Genomic DNA, 21915 nt, shown 5'->3' with positions numbered 1-21915 from the left:
CGCTTCGATGAAGCTAGCGTAACCGGACCGCTGCTGTCCACTTGAATCGGACTGTAAGCGTCCGCTTATGGCTAGGATCGCGGCATGGAGGGCACCCGGAGCGCCGTGGACCGGCTGCTGGACGACGGTTCCGGCCGCCGGCCGCGCGCCGACGCCCGGCGCAACCTGGAGCGCCTCGTCGAGGCGGCGCGGGAGGCCGCCGGTGAGATCGGCGGCGAGGTCACCGCGCACGAGATCGCCCGCCGCGCCGGGGTCGGCGTCGGCACGTTCTACCGGCGGGTCAGCACGCTGGAGGCGCTTCTGGAGGCCGTCCTGGCCGAGGTCATGGGCGAGATCATCGAGAAGGGCGACGAGGGGCTCGCCGATCCCGACCCGTGGAAGGGCTTCTGCGACTTCGCCGCGGCCTACATCACGCTCCGGAACGAACTGTGCGATATCAGCGAAGCCCTGGGCGGCGCCCTCGGGGACGCGCGCGCGGAACTGCGCGAGCGCATCCACATGCTCGTGGAGCGGGCCCAGGACGCCGGCGCCATGCGGGCGGACATCGCGTGGCAGGACGTCGCGTTCCTGCTGGTCTCCGTCTCCACCGGGGACCACACGGTCGGCCTGCACGCGAGCGAGCACCAGTGGGACCGCAACCTGCGGATCGTCCTGGACGGCCTGCGCACCCCCGAGCCGGCGCCGCTCCCCGGTGCGCCGCCCACCGAATCGGCCGGTTGAGGCCGTGCCGCGCCGTGCGGAACGGAACTCGCCGACCCTGCCGTGCGTCATCCTTCCATGGCAGGTCGCGGGGCCGTGCGACTGCCTCTAGGTTGGTGACATCGATCGATGTTGAGGAGCGTTCATGTCGATGCAGAAGGGCGCCAACACCGCGGTGCCGGTCCCCTCGGTACGGGTCGAACTCGGCTGGCAGGGTGGGCCCGGCGTGCCCGACGCGGACGCGTCGGCGCTCCTGCTCGCTGAGACGGGCCGCGTGCGGACGGACGACGACTTCGTCTTCTACAACCAGCCCGCGCACGCGTCCGGAGCCGTCCGGCACGAGGGCAAGCAGCAGGGTCCGACCGTCCTGGACATCCTGGCGGTCGACCTGAACCGCGTCGAGCCCGCCATCGACAAGATCGTCATCGCCGCGTCCTCCGACGGCGGGACGTTCGGCCAGTTCCAGGGCTTGTACGTGCGCGTGGTGGACGCGGCGGCCGGAACCGAGGTCGCACGGTTCGACAGCGAGGGTGCCACGAGCGAGACCGCGTTCGTACTGGGCGAGCTCTACCGCAGGCAGGGCGCGTGGAAGTTCCGGGCCGTCGGCCAGGGCTATGACTCGGGGCTCGCGGGCCTGGCCGGCGACTTCGGGATCTCGGTCGACGACCCGGGCCAGGCCGCCCCGCCGCCCCCGCCCGCGCCTCCGCAGCCGCCGCCCCCGCCCGCGCCTCCGCAGCCGCAGGCCCCGCCGCCCCCGCCGGCACAGGAGCAGTACGCGCCGCCCCCGCCGCCCGGCGGCCAGTACACGCCTCCGCCGCCTCCAGGCGGGCAGTACGCGCCGCCGCCTCCTCCTCCGCCCGGGGGTCAGTACGCTCCGCCGCCGCCCCCTGGCCAGTACACGCCTCCGCCCCCTCCTCCGGCGGCGCCCCAGCAGCCCCAGCCGCAGCAGCAGGACGGCAAGATCTCGCTGACGAAGAACTCCCCGTCGGTGTCCCTCACCAAGCACGGCGCGACGTCCGGCCACATGCGCGTGAACCTGAACTGGAGCGCGCGCGAGGGCGTCGCGAAGGGACGGCTCGGCAAGCGCCGCCGCGGCGTCGACCTCGACCTCGACCTGTGCTGCCTTTGGGAGCTGCAGGACGGCCGCAAGGGCATCATCCACGCGCTCGGCGACATGGGCGCGCTGAACCGCGCTCCGTTCATCCAGCTCGACAAGGACGACCGCACCGGAGCGATCGATTCGGGGGAGAACCTCCACATCAACCTCGACCACACGGCCGAGTTCAAGCGGATCCTGGTGTTCGCCGAGATCTACGAGGGCGCCGACGACTTCCGCGGCCTGGACGCCGTCGCCACGCTGTTCCCGGTGAACGCGGCGCCCATCGAGATGCGCATGAACGACTGCATGGACGCGTCCCGCGACGCGGTCCTGGCGCTCATCGAGAACGTGAACGGCGAGCTGGTCGTGCGCCGTGAGGGCCGGTACGTCCTCCCGCCGCCCGGCCGGCCGCGCTGGGGCAAGATGACGGTCGACCAGGCGTACGGGTGGAACCTGGAGTGGGTCGCGTCGCGCGGCAAGGACTGACCGCCCGCCGCGGCTACGCGGCCTTCAGCTGGTCGGCGAGCTTCTTGTCGCGGGCCACCCTGACGAGCGCGGCCGTGAGCCGGGCGAGGTCCTTGTCCGGCACCTTCGCGGCGAGCTCGTCGGGGTCGGCCGGCAGGCCGAGCCGTTCGGCGCCCTTCCTCACCTGGTCGTCGACGTAGGGGCGCAGCCACGGCCAGATGGCCTGCGCCTCACGGCAGAAGATGTCGACGCCCGTGGGGCCGATGCCGGGGAACTCCTGGAGCAGGTCCGACGCCTTCTTGCGGTCGCGTTCCGCCGCTATCGCGAGCCGCCGCAGGTCGCCCTGGTACTGGTCCTGGACCATCTCCGCCATGTCGCCCAGCCGGGAGGCGGTGCTCTCGTCGTAGCGGACGTAGTGGCCGCGCCCGAGCGCGTCGACGCGCTCCTGCCAGGTCAGTCTGGCCATCCCGCGTGCCGTCCCGCCCCCGGCGTCGAACAGCTCGCGCGCCGCGGACAGGGCGATGTCGGACGAGATGCGGGCGCTCAGCAGGTTCGCCAGCACCAGCAGCTTGAAGAGCGCTGCCGGCTGGTCCTTCAGCGGTATGCCGGCCTCTTCGGCGAACGTACCGCCGGACTCGTGCATCAGCTTCTTGACGACGGCATCCATGGCATGTACCTCCTGTGCTGCCGCCTACCCGAGCCGGTGCGGATGACTCATCGCACGGGCGCGAGGCGGTGTCAGAGGAGGCTGAGCTGGCCTTCTCCCGCGAGCGGGTCACGGTGCTTCTTCAGGTGACGCCATTGTGGAAGGTCATCCAAATAGGACCACGAAAGCCTGTGGTGGGGTGTAGGCCCGTGCTCCTGGAGAGCCTTCTGATGGACGGGTGACGGGTACCCGGCACTGTCGGCGAACCCGTACCCGGGGAATTCACCGTCCAGTTCTGCCATGAGCCGGTCACGGTGGACCTTCGCAAGGACGGACGCGGCCGCGACGGTGACCGACCTCTGGTCCGCCTTGATTTCGCACCGCACGCGCCAGGGACGGCTCAGGAAATCATGCTTTCCGTCGAGAATGACGACGTCGGGCCGGACGGGCAGTGCCTCCAGCGCGCGGACGGCGGCGCGCCTCAGCGCCTCGGTCATGCCCAGTTCGTCGATCTCCTCGGGGCTGGACGCGCCGACGGCGTGACCGGCGAGCCATCCGGGGAGGAGCTCGGCGAACGACGCGCGGTGGGCTTCGGTGAGGAGCTTGGAGTCGGTCAGCGCGACCGTCTTCTTCCCGCGTCCGGGCAGCACGGGCGGCGGGCTCAGGTCCGTGATCGCGGCGCAGACCACGACGGGGCCCGCCCAGGCGCCGCGCCCGACCTCGTCCACCCCGGCGATCCGCACGGCGGCACCGCTCCCGGAGGGCGCCGCCAGCAGCTCCTCCTCGATCTCGTAGCCCGCGACGCGCGAGACGCCTTCGGCCGCGGCGGGCGGAGGCACCATGCCAGGCAGGGCGCCGGTGGAGTCGGTCAAGGGATCTCCTTCAGGCAGGTGACGGCTCGCGTCACCGATCGTAGGGCCCGGACTTCTGGACAGGACGAATGTCGTGGCCCCCGCGCCGGGTGCGTTCGGTTCCGCACCAGGCAGGGTCGGGAGAACGCAACGAACCGGGCCGGGGGAGTCCCGTTCCGGGCGGTCCTGCGCTTTACTCGCTCTTGATGGCTTTGTTCGGCAGGTCCCGCTCCCGCCCGGCGAAGGACGCCGCGGCGCGGGATCTTTTCGAGCGCCTGCGGTGGCGCTACTTCCAGGTCACTCCCGGCTTGCGGTTCCTGGGCGCGGTGCTGCTCCTCGCCCTGGTGCTCTCCGCGACGGTCGTCCTGGGCGGGCCGATCCTCGGCGCGGCCGCGTTCACGGTGATCGCGGTGGTCGTCGTCCACCTGACGCTGCGCTCGCCCACGGGGATGGCGGTCGTCGCGGTCATCCTGGCGTGGCTCGGCGTGTCGGTCCCCCTGGGCGGGCTCTACCCGGACGACGGGACGCCGCTGTACCTGAACCCCGCCGTGCTCCTCGGCGCCCTGGCCGCGCCCGTCGCGTTCGTCGCCTACCGCCTGCGCGGTTACACGCCGTGGCGCACGACCCTCCTGGCCCTGGCCGCCGCGGGAGTGGTGGCGGCGGCGCTCGCGCATCCGCTGCCGGCGGCGGGCGTGGCGCCCGGCTGGGCGGCGGCGCTGGCCGTCCTCGCCTACCGCTGGGACCGGGCCAGGCGCACGGTGCCCGCGGAGGCGTACGAGACAGGCTGGGTGCAGGAGCAGGCCAGCCCGAAAGGGGACGGCATGGCGGGGCCGCGTGAACGGCCGGACAGGCCGGCCAGGCCCGATCGCCGTCCCACCGGTGAGGACACCGGTGCCACGGCCGCGCAGGGGGTCCCGGACCAGCGTGCCGCGGCGCAGGCGGCCGATGCCGCGTCCGTCCCCGAACGGCAGGCGCCCCCGGAGCGCAGGACGGACGAGTCACCGGACATCTCCGTGGCGGACGCGCTCGCGGAACTGGAGAACATGATCGGGCTGGAGCCGGTCAAGCGGCAGGTGCGCTCCATCGCCGCGTCCATCGAGGCCGCGCACATGCGTGCGGCCGCGGGGGTGCCCACCGAGAAGCCCATGCGGCATTTCGTCTTCGTGGGGCCGTCGGGGACCGGCAAGACCACCGTCGCCCGCGTGCTGGCCAAGATCTTCTACGCGTTCGGCCTGCTCCCTGAGCCCGCCCTGGTCGAGGCGCACCGTGCCGACCTGGTCGGCGAGTTCCTCGGGGCCACGGCCATCAAGACCAACCGGCTCGTCGACTCCGCCCTGGGCGGGGTGCTGTTCATCGACGAGGCGTACAGCCTGGTCAACTCCGCCGAAGGGCAGCCCGACCGGTTCGGTGACGAGGCGGTCCAGGCGCTGCTCAAGCGCGCCGAGGACGACCGCGACAACCTCGTCATCATCCTGGCCGGGTACGACGCACAGATGGCCGAGTTCCTCGACTCCAATCCCGGGCTCGCCTCCCGGTTCGGCACGCGCGTGCACTTCCCGTCCTACCGGCCCTCGGAGCTGCTGCAGATCGCCGAGTACCACACCGGCCTCCGCGACGACCGTCTGGACGCGGAGGCCCGCAGACGACTCGCGGACCGTTTCGACGAGGTCGAACGGCGCGGCATCATCGACGATCTGGGAAACGGACGGTTCGTCCGGTCGCTGACAGAGGCGGCGGCGCGCGCGCGGGACGTCCGCGTGGTCGAGTCCGTCTCGGCGTCCGGAGAGCCCGCCAGACCCACCGCCGACGATCTGGTCACCGTGCGCGCCGAAGACGTCGAGACCGCCTTCGCCGAGGTCACCGAACGGTTCCGCGGCTACGCCGAGACCCCGACGCTGGACGAGGCGCTGGGCTCGCTCGACGCGATGATCGGGCTGGAGCCGGTGAAGCGGCAGGTCCGGGAGATCGCGGCCCAGCTCCAGGTCGCACGGATGCGGCAGGAGCAGGGCCTGGTCACCCGTCCGCCGACACGCCACTTCGTCTTCACAGGACCGCCGGGCACGGGCAAGACCACCGTCGCCCGGGTTCTCGGCCGCATCTTCGCCGCGTTCGGCCTCCTCGCCCGGCCCGAGGTCGTCGAGGCCCAGCGCGCCGACCTCGTCGGCGAACATCTCGGCGCGACGGCGCTGAAGACGAACAAGGTCATCGACTCGGCCCTGGGCGGCGTCCTGTTCGTCGACGAGGCGTACGCGCTCAGCAACCCCGGCTATTCCGGCGGGGACGCGTTCGGCGCGGAGGCGGTGCAGACACTGCTCAAGCGCGCCGAGGACGACCGTGACCGCCTCGTGGTCATCCTGGCCGGATATGAGGCGGACATGGGCCGTTTCCTGTCGTCCAACCCCGGCCTCGCCTCCCGCTTCGACGTGCGCGTGGACTTCCCCTCCTACGGGCCGGACGAACTGCTCCGTATCGCGCAGCTCATCGCCGAGCAGGGGGGTGACCGATGGGAGGAGCGTGCTCTGGACGACCTCGCCCTCGTCTTCCAGCGCGCGTGTGGAACGGGCCGCATCGACGAGCTGGGCAACGGCCGCTTCGCCCGTTCCATGTACGAGAAGGCCTGCGCGTGCCGTGCCCTCAGAGCGGCGCGGCTCGGATCCGCGGCGACCACCGCCGACCTGACGCTCCTCACCACGGACGATGTGCGGGACGCCTTCAGCGAGCTGACCCACCGCCTGGCCTGACCCCATCGCCTGGCCTGACCCGGTCCGCCGGAGGGTGCGTAGACCGTCGGTGGGCTGCGGTGTAATCGGGGCATGTCTTCGGTGACGTGGGATCAGGTGCTGGCCTGGCGGATGCGGCGGCAGTACGTCGAGCAGGCGGAGGAAGTCCCCGCGCTGGACATCGCCCGGCGGCTGGCGGGCGTGCAGGCGCAGGTCGCCTCCGCGGCCGAGCTCGCCGTCGCGGTGCGCCAGCGGACCCCCGTCGCAGGCGAGGTGGCACGGGCGCTGCTGGACGAGCGGACGCTCGTCAAGACATGGGCGGCGCGCGGCACCCTGCACCTCCTGCCCGCCGACCAGGCCGCCGCGCATCTCGTGCTCTGCTCGGCCGCCCGCCACTGGGAGAAAGGGAGCTGGCAGCGGACCTTCGGCGCCACCCCGGCCGACCTGGAGGCGATCGCGGCCGCGGCGACCGACGCCCTGTCCGAGGGCGCCGCGCTCACCCGTGAGGAACTCACCCGGGCCGTCGTGGACAGGACGGGATCGCAGCATCTCGCCGACGTGCTCGGCTCCGGCTGGGGAACGCTGCTGAAGCCGCTGGCCTGGTGGGGCGTGCTCTGCTACGGCCCCCCGCAGGGCAACAGGGTCACGTTCACCTCACCTGCCCGATGGCTGCCCGGCTGGGCGGGCCTTCCGGCGGTGGAGGACGCCGCCCGCACTGTGATCCACGCGTACCTGGGCGCTCACGGTCCTGCGACCGCCGACGCGTTCGACAACTGGCTGATGCGCAAGCAGAACCGCAAAAAGGACCTCAAGGCCTGGTTCGCCGCAGCAGAGGACGAGTTGGCCACCGTCGAGGTGGAGGGCGAACCCATGTTCGTCCTGGAGGAGCACAAGGACGAGTTGATGGAGACCCGGCCGACGGATTCCGTCCGGCTTCTCGGAGCCTTCGATCAGTACGTGCTGGGCGCCGGAACGAGCGCGACGTACCTGGTGCCCGCAGAGCACAGGAGCAAGGCGAGCCGAGCCGCCGGCTGGATCTCCCCGGTCGTCCTGTACGGGGGACGGGTCGCCGGCGTCTGGGACGCCAAGAACGGCGACTTGGCCGTGACCGCATTCGAGGACATCCCCGCGGGCCCGCTCAAGGACGAGACGAACCGCCTCAAGCCTCTGCTGTCCTGACCGCGCGGGCCTCCCCCGGCGAAGCGAGCCCCGCCGCACACCGCGTCCACCATGGTCGTCTAGGGTGCCCAGCGTGGACGAGCGGGACGAACCGAACGAGTACCGGCAGACACGTTACGAGGCCCCGCAGGGCGCCACCGACGTGCTCCTGATCAGGCACGGCGCCTCGGCACCGGCGCATCCTGACCGGCCGTTCCCGCTGGTGAACGGCCAGGGCGACCCGGAATTGGCCCCCGAGGGCCGCGAACAGGCCGAGCGGGTCGCCGAGCGCCTCGCCGGGGAGGACCTGGACGCCCTCTACGTGACACCTCTGCGCCGCACGGAGGAGACTGCGGCGCCGCTGGCCCGCCGACTCGGCCTGCAACCCAAGGTCGAGGCCGGGCTGCGCGAGGTCCACCTGGGCGAGTGGGAGGGCGGGCTGTTCCGCAAGATGGTCGCCGAGAACGACCCGGTGGCCCAGCGGATGTTCGCCGAAGAGCGCTGGGACGTCATCCCGGGTGCGGAGGACTCCGAGGCGTTCGCCGCGCGTGTCGAGGAGAGCATGACCCGGCTCGCCGCGGCGCACGCGGGCGGCCGGATCGCGGTCTTCACCCACGGCGGCGTGATCGCGCAGGCGCTCGCGTCGGCCACGGGCGCCAGGCTGTTCGCGTTCCTCGCCCCCGACAACGGGTCGATCTCGCGGCTGGTGCGGCTCGGCGGCCTGGCGTCGATCCGCGGGTTCAACGACGTCTCCCATCTGGACTGGTCCGCCCCGGCACCGCTGACCTAGAGACGGAACCGACCTAGAGACCGAACCGACCTAGAGACGCAAACGCAGCTTCTGCCCGGGACGGAGTTGCGCGGCCACGTCGATCGCGGCGGAGGCGAGCACGGCGGCCACCGGGTACCCGCCCGTCGTCGGATGGTCGGACAGGAAGATGATCGGCGTCCCGCTGGGCGGAACCTGGAGCGAACCGGTCACCATGCCTTCGCTGCCCAGTTCGCCGTCGCGCGCGCGGACGAGGGGCGGTCCGTCCAACCGGACGCCTACGCGGTTGCTGTCCGGCGACACCTCGTACTGCTTGGACGTGAGCGTGACCATGGCGTCCTCGGTGAACCAGTCATCACGCGGCCCGGGGATGATGCGCAACACCGGTATCTCAGGGAGAGGCGGCGCCGGCGCGACGTCAACGGTGATGTCATCGAGGTTCTCGACCGAGCCGACCGGCAGCCGGTCGCCAGGGGAGAGGGGCGCCGGTCCCAGACCGGACAGCAGGTCGGTGGAACGACTCCCCAGCACTTCATCGACCACCACACCACCCCGCACGGCGAGATAGCTCCGGAGTCCTGCCGAGGGCGTGCCGAGTTCGAGGACGGCACCGTCCCGCACATGACACGGTGCGTGCGTCCCGCAGGCACGGCCGTCGATGCGCACCGGCACCGGCGCCCCGGTCACCGCGACCCAAGCGCGGTCACGAAAGCGCAGGGCCGCACCGCCGAAGGTGAACTCCACGCCCGCCGATCTCTCGGGGTTGCCGACGAGCCGGTTGGCCAGCCGGAACGCGCCCTCGTCGGCGGCCCCGGACCGGGGCACGCCGAGGTGGGCGCGGCCGGGTCTGCCGAGGTCCTGGACGGTCGCCAGCGGCCCCGGTCGCACGACCTCGATCAAGGACGCTCCTCGGGCACGAACCGGACGCGCATCCCGGGCCGGAGCAGGGACGGCTGGTCGCGCGACACGTCCCACAACCGCAGGCCGCTGTGCCCGAGCAGCCGCCAGCCCCCCGGCGACCGGGACGGGTACACGGCCGCGTACGGTCCCGCTATCGCGACCGAGCCGGCCGGCACAGACGTCCTGGGAGACTCGCGCCGCGCCACGTGCAGCGCCGGGTCCAGCCCCGACAGGTAGCCGAAGCCGGGGGAGAACCCCAGGTAGGCGACCGTGTACGAGGCCGCGGAATGGCGGCGGACGACCTCGTCGCGGGACAGCCCGGTGAGGTCGGCGACCTCGTCGAGGTCCTCGCCGTCGTAGACCACCGGAATTTCCACCGGCTCCGCGTCCCCCTCGGCGTCGCCGGGCAGCCGCAGCCGCGGGACCCCCGCCGCGATCCGGTCCAGATCGGCCGACGCGCCGGCGATCACCAGGACGGTCTGCTCGCCGGGGACGACGTCGACGACGCCGGGGAGCGGCGTGTCCCTCAGCGCGGCGTTCAGCCGGTGCGCGGTCGCCAGGTCGCCGGTCTCGACGAGCAGGGCCCGGTCACCGGCCCGCAGGACGTTCACGCGAACGGCTCCAGCGCGACCTCGGCGTCGGACAGGGCCGACCGGACGGACCGGGCCAGCGCCACCGCACCGGGCGTGTCACCGTGAACGCAGATGGACCGGGCCTTCAACGCGACCTCGCTGCCGTCCACGGCGACGACGGTGCCCTTCACGGCCATGCGTACCGCGCGCTCCACCACTGCCTCCCGGTCGTGGATGACCGCGCCGGGTTCGCGGCGGGACACGAGTGCCCCGGACGGGGTGTAGGCACGGTCGGCGAAGCACTCGGTGACCACCGTGAGCCCGTCGGCGACGTCGCGCACCGCGGACGACGGGAGGGTCAGCAAGGGCAGTGACGGGTCGTACTCCCGTACCGCGTCGGCCACCGCACGCGCCTGCGCCGCGTCGCGCGTGACCCGGTTGTAGAGGGCCCCGTGCGGCTTGACGTAGGCCACCCGCCCGCCCTCGACGCGCGCGATGCCGTCCAGCGCGGCGAGCTGGTACAGGATCTCGGCGGTCAGCTCCGGTGCGGCCACGTCCATCTCGCGGCGACCGAAACCGGCCAGGTCCCGGTAGGACACCTGCGCGCCGATGGTCACCCCGCGCTCGACCGCCGCCGCGCACACCCGGCGCATGATCAACGGGTCGCCGGCGTGGAAACCGCAGGCCACGTTCGCGCTCGTGATGACGTCGAGCAGCGCCAGGTCGTCGCCCAGCTCCCAGATGCCGAACCCCTCGCCGAGGTCGGCGTTGATGTCGATGACCGCCATGCCCAAGACCTACCACCGATCCGCGTGCCTCAGACGGTCTCCTCGTGCAGACCCTCGACCTCGTGCTCGGACGCCCACGCCTGGTACACGCCCCGGTCGAAGAGCTCCAGCCCGAGTGCCTCCGCCAGTGGCGCCTTGCCTCCGCTGTACTCCACGCGCAACCAGCCGTCGTGCTCGCCCAGGACGACGAACGGTTCGCCACGCCATGTGCAGTGCGTCGTCACGTACCGGAGCTGGTCGACCTCCGACAGGGGCACCACCCGCACGTACCTGTCCGGTGCGACTTGACGGAACCCTTCGGCCTGCCGCGTGGCGTAGAGCCGCACGAGGTCCTCGTCCGGGCTCGCCTCGTACTCGGTGCCCCGCCAGGTCGCGTAGAAGCCGTGCCTGATGGTCACCGGTGTCCTCCCGGCCGCTTCACGACCCACCTGCGCAGGTCGGCGTCGTAACCCGCCACGAGGGTCTCCGCGCCTTCGGAGTCGAGCCGGTACATCTCGGCGGCGTGCGGCAGCCGCTGGCTCTCGATCTTGAACTCGGGGATGGCGGGCCCGTCGCCGGGCGCGTAGCCGGAGCCGGGGAACGGCGCCTTCTCGATCACCCAGCCGCCGGGGATGATCCCCATGCTCCACTCGTCGATCCCGCCCAGCGGGCGCCGGAACAGGGCCGGTTTGACCGCCGGCCAGCGGAGGACGAAGACCTGCTCGTCCGCGGGTGAGAACGGCGACCCCTCGTACACCAGCCCGAGCGCCCGGATCAGTGCCGCGGGTGTCCTGATCTCCCGCAGGTCCTGGAACCGGTGCACGTAACCGGCGACGAGGTCGTAACCGCCTTCCAGGTAGTGCTGCACATGTTCCGGCCGCAGGACCTTCTGCATCACCACGATCTGGGACGCCCTGTCCGGAGGCTGCTGCTCCTTGGGGGACGGCGCGCTCTGCGGCGGCGTCGCCGGCACATCGCGCTTGCCCCCCGCGCCGCCACGTCCGTGACCCGCGACAGGGACGTCCTGCGCTGTGTGCCTGGACGCGGCGTCTCGTGCGCCCGGCCTGCTCGGGGCCGGGCTCGGGGCGTCCTGGACGACGCCCTGCCCGCCATGCCCGGAAGGAGGGACCTCCTGAGCGGATCCCGCTCCTCCGATACGGGTATCGGCCTGGGCCGCGGCAGTGGGGATGCTCTGCTGCCGGGTGGTCGCCTTGTCGCGATCGCGCTGGCCGTAGAGGGGCGCCACCGGGAGGCCGTGGGGGTCGCTCGGCGTTTCGCGGGACGGGTTCACCGGGGCACCGGACGGGCGCGAGGGCAGGCGCCGCTGGTCGGAGGGCGTCTCCCGCGCCGCCGGGGCCTCCGGGGCGCGGGCCGGCTGAGGAGGGGCGGGACGCTGCTCGGGAGTCCGCTGCTCGGGAGTCCGCGGCTCGGGCGCGGGACGCGGGGCGGGCGCGGGACGCGGGGCGGGAGCCGCCGGCCGCGCGGCCGGGGCTGGTGGAGCCGGAGCCGGAGCCGGAACCGGCGGGAGAGGAGCCGTTGGCGCGGCGGCCGGTGGCGCCGCGGCGGACGGCGCCACCGGCGGCGGCGGAGCCGGGGGCGCCGGAGCGGGAGGTCGGCGCGCGGGTGAGGTGCCCGCCGGGGCTGTGCCCGCCCGTGACGGCGCGGGAGCCTCGGAGGGTACCTCCGGTCCGGTCCGGGCCCGTTCGGGGCTCTCCGGCGACTTGGGGGCCCGGCGTCCCGCGGCCGGGTCCCGCCGGGCGGCCTTGCCGCGGGTCCGCTTGGACGGGCCCGCCACGTGGACGTCCGTGGGCGCGGGCGGCGTGGGCGCGGCCCGGCGCGGCTCCTCGGGTTCGAGCAGCGCGTTGGCGTCCAGGTAGCACGCGCTGGGAAGGCCCGGGTTCACGGCCAGCTGCCACTCCGGGTGCGGCCAGCGCCGGGACAGCTCCGCCAGCGTCGCCTGGCGGTGATGGACCGCCTGCCCCTGGAGGGAACGATCCATCGCCTCGGGGGAGGTGAAGGCGAGGATGAACGTGCCGTCGCCGAACTGGGCCGTGGCGAACTGCTGCCCGGCCGCCTCCGGATCGCCGGACGCGGGCAGGTAGAGGACCGCGCGTGCGAGAAGCTCCAGGTACCCGTGCTGGTCACCGCGTTCGCGGGCCTCGGTGAGCGCCCTCTCCAGGGTGGATCCGGAGGGACGCGCCCGGCGGGACGCCGCCTGCCCGGAACGGCCCTGCTCCTCGGGGACGGCCAGCGGGATGCCGAGACCCGGCAGCGCCAGCGGCCCGCCGTCGGGGCCGGATCTGCTCGCCTGGTAGACGAGTTCGAGCGGGGACTCGATGCGGTAGACGTCGCGGAACGCGCCCATCATCTGCCCGGCGAGAAGGGCGCACGCCTCCAGGAGTTCGGTGGAGGCACGCCCGCCGCGCTCCCGGAAGGTGAGCCGGTCCCACCAGTTCTTGCGCTCCTCCTCGTCCGGCGGCTCCCAGCCGAGCGCCCTCAGCCGCCGCTCCTGGCGCGGTGCCAGCGGACGGGGCAGGAACGCGCTTCCGACGGCCTCGGCGTCCAGCGCGCCCTCCGACCTCATGGCCTGGACATAGGGCAACCCGCTGGGCCCCTGCACGATGAGGAACGACGTGACGGGCAGGCGTGAAAGCTCCAGAGTCAGCCGTTGGGCGAAGTCGTTCCAGTCCACTCGGGATCCACTTTCACGTCCGCGGGGAGGATGCCGTACTCGACGGTAGCCGAACGCTGGGTCACTCGGTCCAGGGAGCCGGAACGGCGTCCGCCCTCACCGGCGCCCAGATGCCGCCCACCGCGTCGAAGATCGCGAGCGGTGTCCGGTCGCCTTCGCCGGTCGTACGCCAGAGACGGGTGCCGTGAGGTGGCCGCATGGGGACGCTGGCGGGCCGCTTGCCGTGGGCCGGCGCCCTTCGCGGAGCCGGCGGATCCTCGGCCGGGAGGGCGGCCGGGATGTCGGCCGGGGAGTTGGCCGGGGAGTTGGCCGGGGAGTTGGCCGGGGGATCGACCGGGGAGTTGGTCGGCGCGCCCAGGGGGGCCGCCGCCGGCTCGGGCCGCGTGCGCTCCGGCTCAGGCTCAGGCTCCGGCTCCGGGCGTGGACGTGGCGGCTCCGGGGAACCGGCTTCGAGCGCCGCCCGCAGGTCGGCCGCCGTGTACGGATCGATCGCGGTGTGGGAGTCGTCGAACGGGCCGTCCTCGACAGGGCCCGAACCGTTGACCGCCGGCGCGGAACCGCCGGCGACGGGGTTCGGCCCGGCGAGCGCGTTCGGTTCGACCGCACCGTACGGGTTGGGGACGTCCGGTGCCGCGGCGGGCGTGACGTCCTGACCGGTGTGCAGCCGGCCGATGACGGACGAGTCCAGCAGGACCTCGCTCGGCAGGCCCCAGTTGATGGCCAGCCGCCAGGCGGGGTCGGGCCAGCCGGACGCCAGCTGCCCGAAGGACACGCGCCGGTACAGGCCGGGGTGGCGGTCGCCGGCGCGCGCGAGGGCACCCGGCGAGGTGAACACCGTGATGTAGGTGTCGCCGCCGATCGTGATGGTGGGGAACTCGGCGCGGTCGGGATCCTCCACGGCCGAGGCGGTCGCCGGGAGAACCAGGTCGGCGCTCGCCAGCAGCCTGAAGTAGGTGGTGTTGTCGCCGTTCGCCTTGGCCTCGGCCAGGCGGGGTTCGAGCAGTTCGGCGTTCATGCCGGGCACCGCCTGCTCCGGCAGCGGCATGGGGGTGCCCGTGGAGGGAGGGCCGGCGGGCAGCGGGTTCGCCTCCGGGACGGCGCCGGACGACGCGCGGCGCTTGTTCACGCGCGACGGGTCGGCCACGTCGATGCCGAAGCCGAGGAGTTCGATCAGGCCGTTCCCGTGCCGGTGGAACGACTCGTACACGAGGTCCGACGGGCGCCGTACGCCCTGCACGTCCCTGAGCGCGGTGACCATCACGTCCGCCAGCCGCGAGTAGTCGGCGTCGGTCACGGCCGGCATCCCGCCGGGCATGCCCGTCTCCGGCAGCTCCGTCCACCAGTTGCGCGGGGCGGGGTCGGCGGGCGGGCGCCAGCCCGCGTCGCTCATGACCTCCTCGTCGGCCAGGGTGAGGAGGAGCGGCCCTTCCAGGAAGTTGTTGCTGACGGCCTCGGCGTAGAGCCGGTCGGGCTCGCGCATGGCCTGGACGTAGTGACGGCTCTCATCGCGCTCGCGCACGATGAGGATCGTGTCCGTTTCGAGACCCGCAAGCTCACGTCCCAGCCGCCGGGCGAACTCGGACCACTCCAACAAGATCACTCCCTACGACCGGGGGCCTGACCCGGGTCCCGCGAGACCATGCCCGGGAACCGATGATTGTCGCCGGGAGCGCCGCGCGCAAACCGGGAGTTCACTCGGGCGGTGGTTCGTGACGAAGCACACGCAGACCCTCGCGCAGGGCTTCTGGATCACCCCCGGAGCGGTCGAGGACGTCGATGAGTTTGTGCAGGATCTCGTGGCGTTCGTAGCCGACGTCCAGGAGCGACTGGGCGGTGTCCCACAGTTGCGGGGGATCACCGTCCCACAGCCTCTCCGCGAGGCGGACGTGCGCGTCGAGGTGGTCCTCGTCGCCGCCGGGGTGCTCGAACTCCAGGATGACGCGGCGGTCGTCGGGATCGGCGGGATCGAGCTTCGACAGGTTGATGAAGCCGTGCCGGCCGGAGTGCCGGTGCGTGCCCGAGAGGAACGGCAGGGCGAACGCCCGGCGGGGCAGCGCCTCCAGGTCGCCGTCGGGCAGCAGGCGGTCGACCAGTTCACGGTCGAGACCGAAAGCGGACGGGTCGCGGTACGCCTCGGCGAACTTCGCGGTCGCGTCCCAGAGGGCGTCCAGCGTGGCTCTGATCCCCTCTTCCGGCAGCCCCGTGCGCCTGCCCGCCCAGCGCACCCACGCGGCCAGCACGTGGGGGACCGCTTCCTGTTCCGACGGGGAGAGGAGAACCTTCCGCGGAAGCCAGTCGAGCAGGAACATCTCGCACTTGATCGGGCTGACCCGCAACGGCCGGCCGAAGTCGTGGGTGCAGCCGTAGTCGATGATGCGGTCCACGCAGCGGCTCGCCGCGGAGAGGTCCGACAGCTCTTCCGCTTCATCGGAGGCGAGGAACCTGGCCGCGATCGTCGCGCGCCTGTCCCGCCCGTACACCGGCGGCTGGGGCAGCCGCCCACCCGGCGGAAGGATGTCCACCCGCGCGCGCACGAACGCGTGGTAGGAGCCGAAGTTCTCGCTCACCGGCGGGTCGTCGGTTGTGTTGGTGAGATCGAGGGCGCTCCGCAGTAAGGCCTTTGTGTCGCGTGAGTCCAACTGCTCGAAGCGCATCAGCGGGTTGTCGCGGCCTTCCCTGCGGCAATGGTCGAGGAGCTTCTCCACCTGGGACGAGACCCAGGCGTCCCTGACCATCCCGCTCGTGGGCGGGCGTCCCGCATGTGCCGCGGGAGTGAACGGGCCGGTGGACGGCTGGACGGCTCCGGCCTTGTTGCGGTCCACCAGGATGACCAGGGCGTGCCGCTCGGTGCCCCCGTAGGTGTAGGTGCAGATGACGGAGTCCTGGTCGCCGTAGACGTCCCTGGACACGTAGCAGGCCTCCGGTTCGACCATGCCCACCCGGTCGGCCCATCCGGGCCTGGCGACGCCGTCGGCCATCAGTTCCAGGGCCGCGCGCTCGGCCATGGCCGCCTGCCTGGAAGTTCCCATGTAGGCGACCCCGGTGAGCAGCGCGAGCGCGGCCGGCGTCCGCGCGGCCCCGGCATGGGCGACCAGGGCCTCGCCGATGACCTCCTCGACGTCCCCGTCGGGCACGCGCTGCCCCCACCACGAGCCGAGGATCTCGCTGACGATGAGTTCGGCGTCCAAAGGACTGCGGACGGCGAGCAGTTCCCGGGCGTGCCGGAGCATGCCGTCGAAAATCGCCGAGATCTCGTTCGAGGGTGTGGGGCCGTCCCAGGCCGGGTCCCCGGAGGAGCGGTTGCGGCTGCGGGGACTCACCGTCCTAGCTTCTCAGATCCGGCGAGGCCGGTGTGAAGGACACCGGTGAAGGCCGGAATGGGCCGCCGCGCCACAGGCCTCCCACCGGTCGGCCGCTCAGCCGTCCACCCCACCGGCGGGCGCACGCCCGGAGGGCGGCTCCGATTTAAGGATTCCGGTGAGATGCTCGCGGGCCATCCGCTCGACCCTGGCGGGCGTGGCATCGAGCCCCAGATGGGCCATGCACGCCTGGACGTCGGCCACGCACCGGTGCACCGCCTCCGACGGGAAGGTCGTGAACTCGTCACAGAGCCGTCGTGCGAGCGCGTCGCGGATCTCGCTCCGGTGATCGGCCAGTGCAGGCATCTGCGCACACCTCCGCGCACGGGGTTCCGGCGGACGGGGATGCCGCCGGCCGAGACGCGGCACCACCTACGGCCGCCATGGAAGCGTCCGCGAACCCCGCCTCGATGTCCCATTCCAGCGTTTTTGCGGGGCAAGTCAAGACGTACCGGGACGTCGTTTCGCAAATTCTGACCCCCGGTCACCGGAGGTTTCGTCCGGATCGCCGGTCCGAGCCCTGACCTGCGCGTCCGCCCAACGGGAGTGATGCCGCGCCGCCCAGCCCGGATCGACCCGTCCCGTGAGCATCCCGTTCAGCGCGCCACGGTCCCGCAACGCCTCCCACAGGTGCCCCGCGGTCACCACGACGATGATGAGGAACAGCCAGTCATGGACGAACGTCGCGCCCGTCCGCCACCGGTCGCCCCACGGCCCGGGGAAGGTCATGATCTCGCCGGTGCCGAGCATGATGAGGATCGCGCCCGCCGTGAACGCCGCGTTCAGCTTCTGTCCCGCGTTGAACTTCCCCACGGGAAGGATCCCGCGGCCGCCCTGCACGGCCCGACGGTCGCTGCGTTTGAGCCAGTCCCAGTCCGCCGGGACGAACCTGTTGAACTGGCGGAGGTCGGCCCTGAACGCGCGGGACGCGAGCCCGAGCAGGACCGGCACAGGCAGCGCGAAGCCGCACCACACGTGCACGGTCTTCACCATCTCCCTGCGGCCCACCAGTGTCGACAGCATCGGCAGGTAGAGCATTGCCGCGGTCACCAGGCAGATCAACATCAGGAGCGCGGTGGCATGGTGAATCGAACGTTCGGCTCTGGTGAACCGGACGAGCCACCTCGAAGGGTGGTCAGGTCGGCTCATCATCACGCCCGTTCGACCGTCCGACCCACGCGTCCACGTCGTAACCGAGGTTCTCCCAGTAACCGGGCCTCACCTTGTCGGTGAGTTCGATGCCGTCGAGCCACTTCAGCGACTTGTAGCCGTACATGGGCGCCACGTACAGCCGCGTCGGCCCGCCGTGGTCGTGAGTGACCGGCTTGTCGTCCATCATCTGGGTCGCCACCAGAACGTCTCGGCGACGCGCCTGTGCCAGCGTGAGTGACTCGGTGTAGACGCCGTCGAACGACGTGAACCGCACCGCGCGTGCCTGGGAGGACACGCCGACCGCGTCGAGCAGGTCGGGCAGTGCCACGCCCACCCACCGCACATCCGGCACACGCCAGCCCGTCACGCACTGGAAGTCCCTGTCGAGCACCGTCTGCGGGAACCGCGCCAGGTCGGCCATGCCGAACGACTGCGGCTTGTCCACGAGGCCGGTAATGGTCACCCGGTGGGTCGCGGCGCTGTGACGCTTCACGCTGGGGGTGACGGAGTAATACCGGAACCCGCCCGCCGCCGGTAGGACGTCCCCGATCGGTCCTACCGGCGCCAGGGTCCGGCTCACCTTGTCCTGGACGGACGCTCCGACGGCGACCCCCGCGGCGCCGAGGCCGAGCATCGTGAGCACGACCCGCCGTCCGACCGGGCTGCCTTCCGCTCGCTCCTCCTCTTTCACCCCTCCATTCGAACACCGCGGCATGCGGCCCGCCAGGTTTCCGTGATGTCCGTAAGACTTCTGACAGATTCGGAGCCCGCCCTAAGCTGGGCGCATGGCCACGAAGGTTCATCTCACGCAGCGTCCGGAGGCCGACGAGCTCCTCGGGCGCAGCCCGCTGGCCGCGCTGGCCGGCATGCTGCTCGACCAGCAGGTTCCGATGGAGTGGGCCTTCACCGGGCCGTACACCATCGCCCAGCGGCTCGGCACCGATGATCTGGACGCGCACGAGATCGCCGCGCAGGATCCCGAGCGGTTCGCGGCGCTCCTGTCGGAGAAACCGGCCGTCCACCGCTACCCGGGTTCGATGGCCAAGCGCCTGCAGCAGCTGTGCCAGTACCTCGTCGAGCACTACGACGGGGACGCCGAGAACGTGTGGAAGGACGTCGAGAGCGGCAAGGAGCTGTTCAAGCGCTTGAACGGTCTTCCAGGGTTCGGCAAGCAGAAGGCGCAGATCTTCCTCGCGCTGCTGGGCAAGCAGTACGGGGTCCGGCCGGAAGGCTGGCGGGAGGCCGCCGGCGCGTACGGTGAGGAGGGCTCGCACCGGTCGGTCGCCGACATCACCGGCCCCGAGTCCCTCGCAAAGGTGCGTGCCTTCAAGCAGGAGATGAAGGCCGCCGCCAAGGCCACCAAGGCCGCCAAGTAAGCGAACAAGATCGCCAGGAAGGCGAGCAGGGCCGCTGGAAAGCGGATACCGCCAGGCAGGACGCTTGCGGAGACGGCCGACCGGCCTGTCAACTCGCCGAGCGAGGCGGGTTGACACCCTGTGATGCCGAGGCGCCGTAACATCTCCTACTCGCCGTCCGGACGGCCGCCTCGCGCGTCCTTCCGGGACGGCGTCCAAAACCGACGCGTTCGTCCGGGGCCGAAGGGACAAGGATGTTCATCAGGGCTTCCGTACGCGGCGAACCATCGGGATGATGATTACCTGACTCCGACCGGTGTTGTGATGGAGGCGGGAGCGCTAACCTGCTCCCATTCACTCATAGTGATGAAAACTTGCCGCGCGGTACGGGACCCTCTGGGGCGGAGGTGTTGTCCTTGAGCACCGAGACGTCCGTCCCGCATCCCCGCGTCTCAGGGGTGGAGGGGCAGCCCATGGATGCGTCCGACGCCGCACTGTATGCGACCCTTCTGAAGGAGGCCCCCGGCGGGCTGGCGTTCTTCGACGGCGACCTGCGCTGCCGCAGGGCCAACGACGCGCTGGCGGCACTGCTGGGCGTGGCCGTCCGGGATCTGCAGAAGCGCAGGCCCTCCGAGGTGCTGCCCGAGGCCGTGGCCGCCGCGTTCGAGACGGCCCTGCGCAAGGTGATCGACGAGGACCGGCCGGTGAGCGACCTCGATCTGGTCGTCCCCGCGGACACCCCGGAAGGGCCGCCCGGCGACGCCTCCGGCGTGGCCACGGCCGTCGAGGAGCGCATCCTGGCGTGCACGTGGCTGCCCGCCAGGAACGGCGACGATGAGCGCCCGGGGGTCGTCCTGACCGCCTTGGACGTCACGGAGCGGCGCCGGGCCGAAGAGGTCATCCGCCGCAAGGAGCAGCGCTACCGGTCGCTCGTGGAGGCCAGCGCTCAGGTGGTGTGGGTCGCCGCGCCGGGCGGCGGTGTGATCGACGACGCGCCCGAGTGGCGCGCGATCACCGGCCAGACGCCGGACGACTACGCGGTCGGTGGCTGGCTGTCGGTGGTGCATCCGGAGGACCGGCCGCGCATCGAGGCGGTCTGGCGCGAGTGCGTCGAGGAGAACCGGGTCTTCGAGACCAACTACCGGATCCGCACCAAGAGCGGCACCTACCGCCATTTCGACGTCAGGGCCGTGCCCATCTGGCAGGGCGACGCGGTGATCGAGTGGGTCGGCGCCAACACCGACGTCACCGGGCAGCGCGAGGCCGAGGAGATGCGGGGCCGGCTGACCGAGCAGCTGTCGGCGGCGGCGCTGCGCACCGCGCGGCTCCAGCAGGCCACCTCGATGCTCGCCGAGGCCCTGACCGTCTCCCAGGTCGTCCAGGTCATCACCGAGGTCGGACGGTCCGCCATCGGCGCCGACTACTCCGCGGTGGCGCTGCTGGACGACGACAAGCTGCGGCTCAGCATCGTGGCCCCGTCCCAGCCCGGGACGGACGGCGAGACGGCATCGGCCTCGGCGTCCCGCGACGCGATCAAGGTCAGCGACCAGACCGTGATGTCGGTGGCGGTCCGCGAGAGTCGGCCGTTTCTGGCCGAGCATCCCGACAGCCTGCGCCTGCAACTCGGTCACGGTGAGCGCGATCTGTTCGCCCAGCACACCGAGGAACGCGCCTGGGTTGGCCTGCCGCTGCTCGCGGCGGGCGCCCCGATCGGCGCGCTGCGTTTCTCCTTCACCCGGCCCAGGGAGATCACCGAGGAAGAGCGGGTCTTCCTGGAGGCGCTCGCGGGCCAGTGCGCGCTGGCCGTGGAGCGGGCGCTGCTGTTCGAGCGCGAGCACAAGACGGCCGAGGAACTGCAGCGCAGCCTGCTGCCGAGCGACCTGCCGCAGCTGCCGGGCATGGTCCTGGCCGCTCGCTACAACCCCGCGACGCGCCACGTGCAGGTGGGCGGCGACTGGTACGACGTCTTCCGCCTCCCGGACGACCGGCTCGCCGTGGCCGTGGGCGACGTCATGGGCAAGGGAGTCCTCGCCGCGGCCGGAATGGGACGCGTCCGCAACGCCCTGCGCGCGCTCGCGCTCAACGATCCGCGTCCCGCCGCAGTACTGGCCGGGCTCGACCGGCTGTTCAGCGCGACCGAGGACGAGGAGCAGTTCACCACCGTCGCGTACGTGGTCATCGACCCTGAGACGGGGCAGGGGGAGTTCAGCAACGCGGGCCATCCGCCGCCTCTTCTGATCTCGCCCGACGCGCCCGCGCGCGTGAGCACGCTGGAGCCCGGAACGCCGCTCGGCTGGCCGAGCCAGCGGCAGCAGACAAGTTTTTCCATCGAGACCGGCAACACTGTGGTGTTCTATTCCGATGGACTTGTGGAGAACCGTAGGCGTGGGGTGGACGCCGGGCTGGAGGAGCTCGTCGCCGTGGCGGCCGACGCCCCACCTGAAGTGGTAGGAGATCCCGAAAGACTCGTCGACTTCCTGGTCGATCGGATGCTTGCCGGATATGAGCAGGTAGACGATGTGACCGTGCTTGCCCTGCACGTCCCGCCCAAGCCCGCGTGAAGCCCGCCGAAGACGGCGTGAAGACGGTGGAGCGCGTTCGAAGGACCGTCCCGCGCCCTCTAAGGTGGAGAGTTACCGGGTAGGACTCCAAGGCGGAATGCGCAGCAGTGCCAGAATGCTTGACCCAGAGAGAGCGGGTACGCTGCGGTC

Annotated in this window: 19 protein-coding genes; 7 read left to right on the top strand and 12 right to left on the bottom strand. The window is 71.9% G+C overall.

The features are described 5' to 3' along the window. Window positions 1-84 precede the first annotated feature (84 nt). Both BM339_RS41065 and BM339_RS41060 read left to right on the top strand, forming a co-directional pair. Window positions 85-720, top strand: a complete 636-nt coding sequence (locus tag BM339_RS41065) for a TetR/AcrR family transcriptional regulator (protein WP_021599851.1) — start codon at window positions 85-87, stop codon at window positions 718-720. Window positions 721-844: 124 nt separating this feature from the next. Then, on the top strand, window positions 845-2284 hold the full coding sequence (locus BM339_RS41060) for a TerD family protein (RefSeq protein ID WP_075024355.1): 1440 nt from the start codon (window positions 845-847) through the stop codon (window positions 2282-2284). A gap of 13 nt (window positions 2285-2297) precedes the next feature. On the opposite strand, the gene BM339_RS41055 is transcribed toward BM339_RS41060, so the two are convergent. Together BM339_RS41055 and BM339_RS41050 are read right to left on the bottom strand one after the other, a co-directional pair. Further along, on the bottom strand, window positions 2298-2930 hold the full coding sequence (locus BM339_RS41055) for an HhH-GDP family DNA glycosylase (RefSeq protein ID WP_021600223.1): 633 nt from the start codon (window positions 2928-2930) through the stop codon (window positions 2298-2300). A gap of 71 nt (window positions 2931-3001) precedes the next feature. Further along, window positions 3002-3751: a ribonuclease HII gene (locus tag BM339_RS41050; RefSeq protein WP_075024393.1), complete on the bottom strand. Its 750-nt coding sequence runs from the start codon at window positions 3749-3751 to the stop codon at window positions 3002-3004. Between the two features lie 215 nt (window positions 3752-3966). Between BM339_RS41050 and BM339_RS41045 the strand changes: the two genes are divergently transcribed. From BM339_RS41045 to BM339_RS41035, 3 genes are all read left to right on the top strand, one after another. Next, the gene (locus tag BM339_RS41045; RefSeq protein ID WP_075024392.1) at window positions 3967-6501 is read left to right on the top strand and encodes an AAA family ATPase; all 2535 of its coding nucleotides are present in this window, start codon (window positions 3967-3969) and stop codon (window positions 6499-6501) included. 72 nt (window positions 6502-6573) lie between these two features. Next, a complete protein-coding gene (locus BM339_RS41040) occupies window positions 6574-7659 on the top strand; it encodes a winged helix DNA-binding domain-containing protein (protein ID WP_075024354.1) in 1086 nt (361 codons plus the stop codon). Window positions 7660-7732: 73 nt separating this feature from the next. Then, window positions 7733-8428 (top strand): histidine phosphatase family protein, encoded by a 696-nt coding sequence (locus tag BM339_RS41035; RefSeq protein WP_075024353.1) that lies wholly within the window; start codon window positions 7733-7735, stop codon window positions 8426-8428. Window positions 8429-8458: 30 nt separating this feature from the next. Here BM339_RS41035 and BM339_RS41030 read toward each other — a convergent pair whose 3' ends face one another. The 10 genes from BM339_RS41030 to BM339_RS40985 all read right to left on the bottom strand — a co-directional run bounded on the left by BM339_RS41030 (window position 8459) and on the right by BM339_RS40985 (window position 18540). Then, complete coding sequence (locus BM339_RS41030; RefSeq protein ID WP_075024352.1) at window positions 8459-9307, bottom strand: 5-oxoprolinase subunit C family protein; 849 nt, start codon at window positions 9305-9307, stop codon at window positions 8459-8461. Continuing rightward, window positions 9304-9918, bottom strand: coding sequence for a 5-oxoprolinase subunit PxpB (gene pxpB, locus BM339_RS41025; protein WP_075024351.1), 615 nt, complete (start codon window positions 9916-9918; stop codon window positions 9304-9306). The genes BM339_RS41030 and pxpB overlap by 4 nt, the downstream gene beginning before the upstream one ends. Continuing rightward, window positions 9915-10667: a LamB/YcsF family protein gene (locus tag BM339_RS41020; RefSeq protein ID WP_021599014.1), complete on the bottom strand. Its 753-nt coding sequence runs from the start codon at window positions 10665-10667 to the stop codon at window positions 9915-9917. The genes pxpB and BM339_RS41020 overlap by 4 nt, the downstream gene beginning before the upstream one ends. 29 nt (window positions 10668-10696) lie before the next feature. Beyond that, window positions 10697-11065, bottom strand: coding sequence for a hypothetical protein (locus BM339_RS41015; protein ID WP_021599015.1), 369 nt, complete (start codon window positions 11063-11065; stop codon window positions 10697-10699). Continuing rightward, the gene (locus BM339_RS41010) at window positions 11062-13338 is read right to left on the bottom strand and encodes an SseB family protein (protein WP_075024350.1); all 2277 of its coding nucleotides are present in this window, start codon (window positions 13336-13338) and stop codon (window positions 11062-11064) included. The genes BM339_RS41015 and BM339_RS41010 overlap by 4 nt, the downstream gene beginning before the upstream one ends. Before the next feature lie 61 nt (window positions 13339-13399). Next, window positions 13400-14932, bottom strand: a complete 1533-nt coding sequence (locus BM339_RS52020) for a TY-Chap domain-containing protein (protein WP_256255767.1) — start codon at window positions 14930-14932, stop codon at window positions 13400-13402. A gap of 97 nt (window positions 14933-15029) precedes the next feature. After that, a complete protein-coding gene (locus BM339_RS41000) occupies window positions 15030-16568 on the bottom strand; it encodes a hypothetical protein (protein WP_075024348.1) in 1539 nt (512 codons plus the stop codon). Window positions 16569-16754: 186 nt separating this feature from the next. After that, complete coding sequence (locus BM339_RS40995; RefSeq protein ID WP_021594729.1) at window positions 16755-17003, bottom strand: hypothetical protein; 249 nt, start codon at window positions 17001-17003, stop codon at window positions 16755-16757. A 135-nt stretch (window positions 17004-17138) separates the two neighbouring features. Further along, window positions 17139-17846 (bottom strand): cytochrome b/b6 domain-containing protein, encoded by a 708-nt coding sequence (locus BM339_RS40990; RefSeq protein ID WP_143118801.1) that lies wholly within the window; start codon window positions 17844-17846, stop codon window positions 17139-17141. Then, entirely contained in the window at window positions 17833-18540 is a 708-nt protein-coding gene (locus BM339_RS40985) for a molybdopterin-dependent oxidoreductase (protein ID WP_218163894.1), read from the bottom strand. Before BM339_RS40985 ends, BM339_RS40990 begins: the two co-directional genes overlap by 14 nt. Before the next feature lie 94 nt (window positions 18541-18634). Between BM339_RS40985 and BM339_RS40980 the strand changes: the two genes are divergently transcribed. Next, on the top strand, window positions 18635-19225 hold the full coding sequence (locus BM339_RS40980; RefSeq protein WP_075024345.1) for an HhH-GPD-type base excision DNA repair protein: 591 nt from the start codon (window positions 18635-18637) through the stop codon (window positions 19223-19225). A 452-nt stretch (window positions 19226-19677) separates the two neighbouring features. Further along, complete coding sequence (locus BM339_RS40975) at window positions 19678-21765, top strand: SpoIIE family protein phosphatase (RefSeq protein WP_177287901.1); 2088 nt, start codon at window positions 19678-19680, stop codon at window positions 21763-21765. The last annotated feature ends 150 nt before the right edge of the window (window positions 21766-21915 follow it).

The sequence above is a fragment of the Actinomadura madurae genome, from assembly GCF_900115095.1.
In the GTDB taxonomy this organism is placed as follows: domain Bacteria; phylum Actinomycetota; class Actinomycetes; order Streptosporangiales; family Streptosporangiaceae; genus Spirillospora; species Spirillospora madurae.
This window is presented reverse-complemented; position numbering and strand designations above follow the sequence as displayed.

Coding starts and splice junctions, on each gene's coding strand:
- BM339_RS41065 (WP_021599851.1), top strand. CDS start 85: ATGGAGGGCACCCGGAGCGCCGTGGACCGGCTGCTGGACGACGGTTCC.
- BM339_RS41060 (WP_075024355.1), top strand. CDS start 845: ATGTCGATGCAGAAGGGCGCCAACACCGCGGTGCCGGTCCCCTCGGTA.
- BM339_RS41055 (WP_021600223.1), bottom strand. CDS start 2,930: ATGGATGCCGTCGTCAAGAAGCTGATGCACGAGTCCGGCGGTACGTTC.
- BM339_RS41050 (WP_075024393.1), bottom strand. CDS start 3,751: ATGGTGCCTCCGCCCGCCGCGGCCGAAGGCGTCTCGCGCGTCGCGGGC.
- BM339_RS41045 (WP_075024392.1), top strand. CDS start 3,967: ATGGCTTTGTTCGGCAGGTCCCGCTCCCGCCCGGCGAAGGACGCCGCG.
- BM339_RS41040 (WP_075024354.1), top strand. CDS start 6,574: ATGTCTTCGGTGACGTGGGATCAGGTGCTGGCCTGGCGGATGCGGCGG.
- BM339_RS41020 (WP_021599014.1), bottom strand. CDS start 10,667: ATGGCGGTCATCGACATCAACGCCGACCTCGGCGAGGGGTTCGGCATC.
- BM339_RS41000 (WP_075024348.1), bottom strand. CDS start 16,568: ATGCTCCGGCACGCCCGGGAACTGCTCGCCGTCCGCAGTCCTTTGGAC.
- BM339_RS40995 (WP_021594729.1), bottom strand. CDS start 17,003: ATGCCTGCACTGGCCGATCACCGGAGCGAGATCCGCGACGCGCTCGCA.
- BM339_RS40990 (WP_143118801.1), bottom strand. CDS start 17,846: ATGAGCCGACCTGACCACCCTTCGAGGTGGCTCGTCCGGTTCACCAGA.
- BM339_RS40980 (WP_075024345.1), top strand. CDS start 18,635: ATGGCCACGAAGGTTCATCTCACGCAGCGTCCGGAGGCCGACGAGCTC.
- BM339_RS40975 (WP_177287901.1), top strand. CDS start 19,678: ATGGATGCGTCCGACGCCGCACTGTATGCGACCCTTCTGAAGGAGGCC.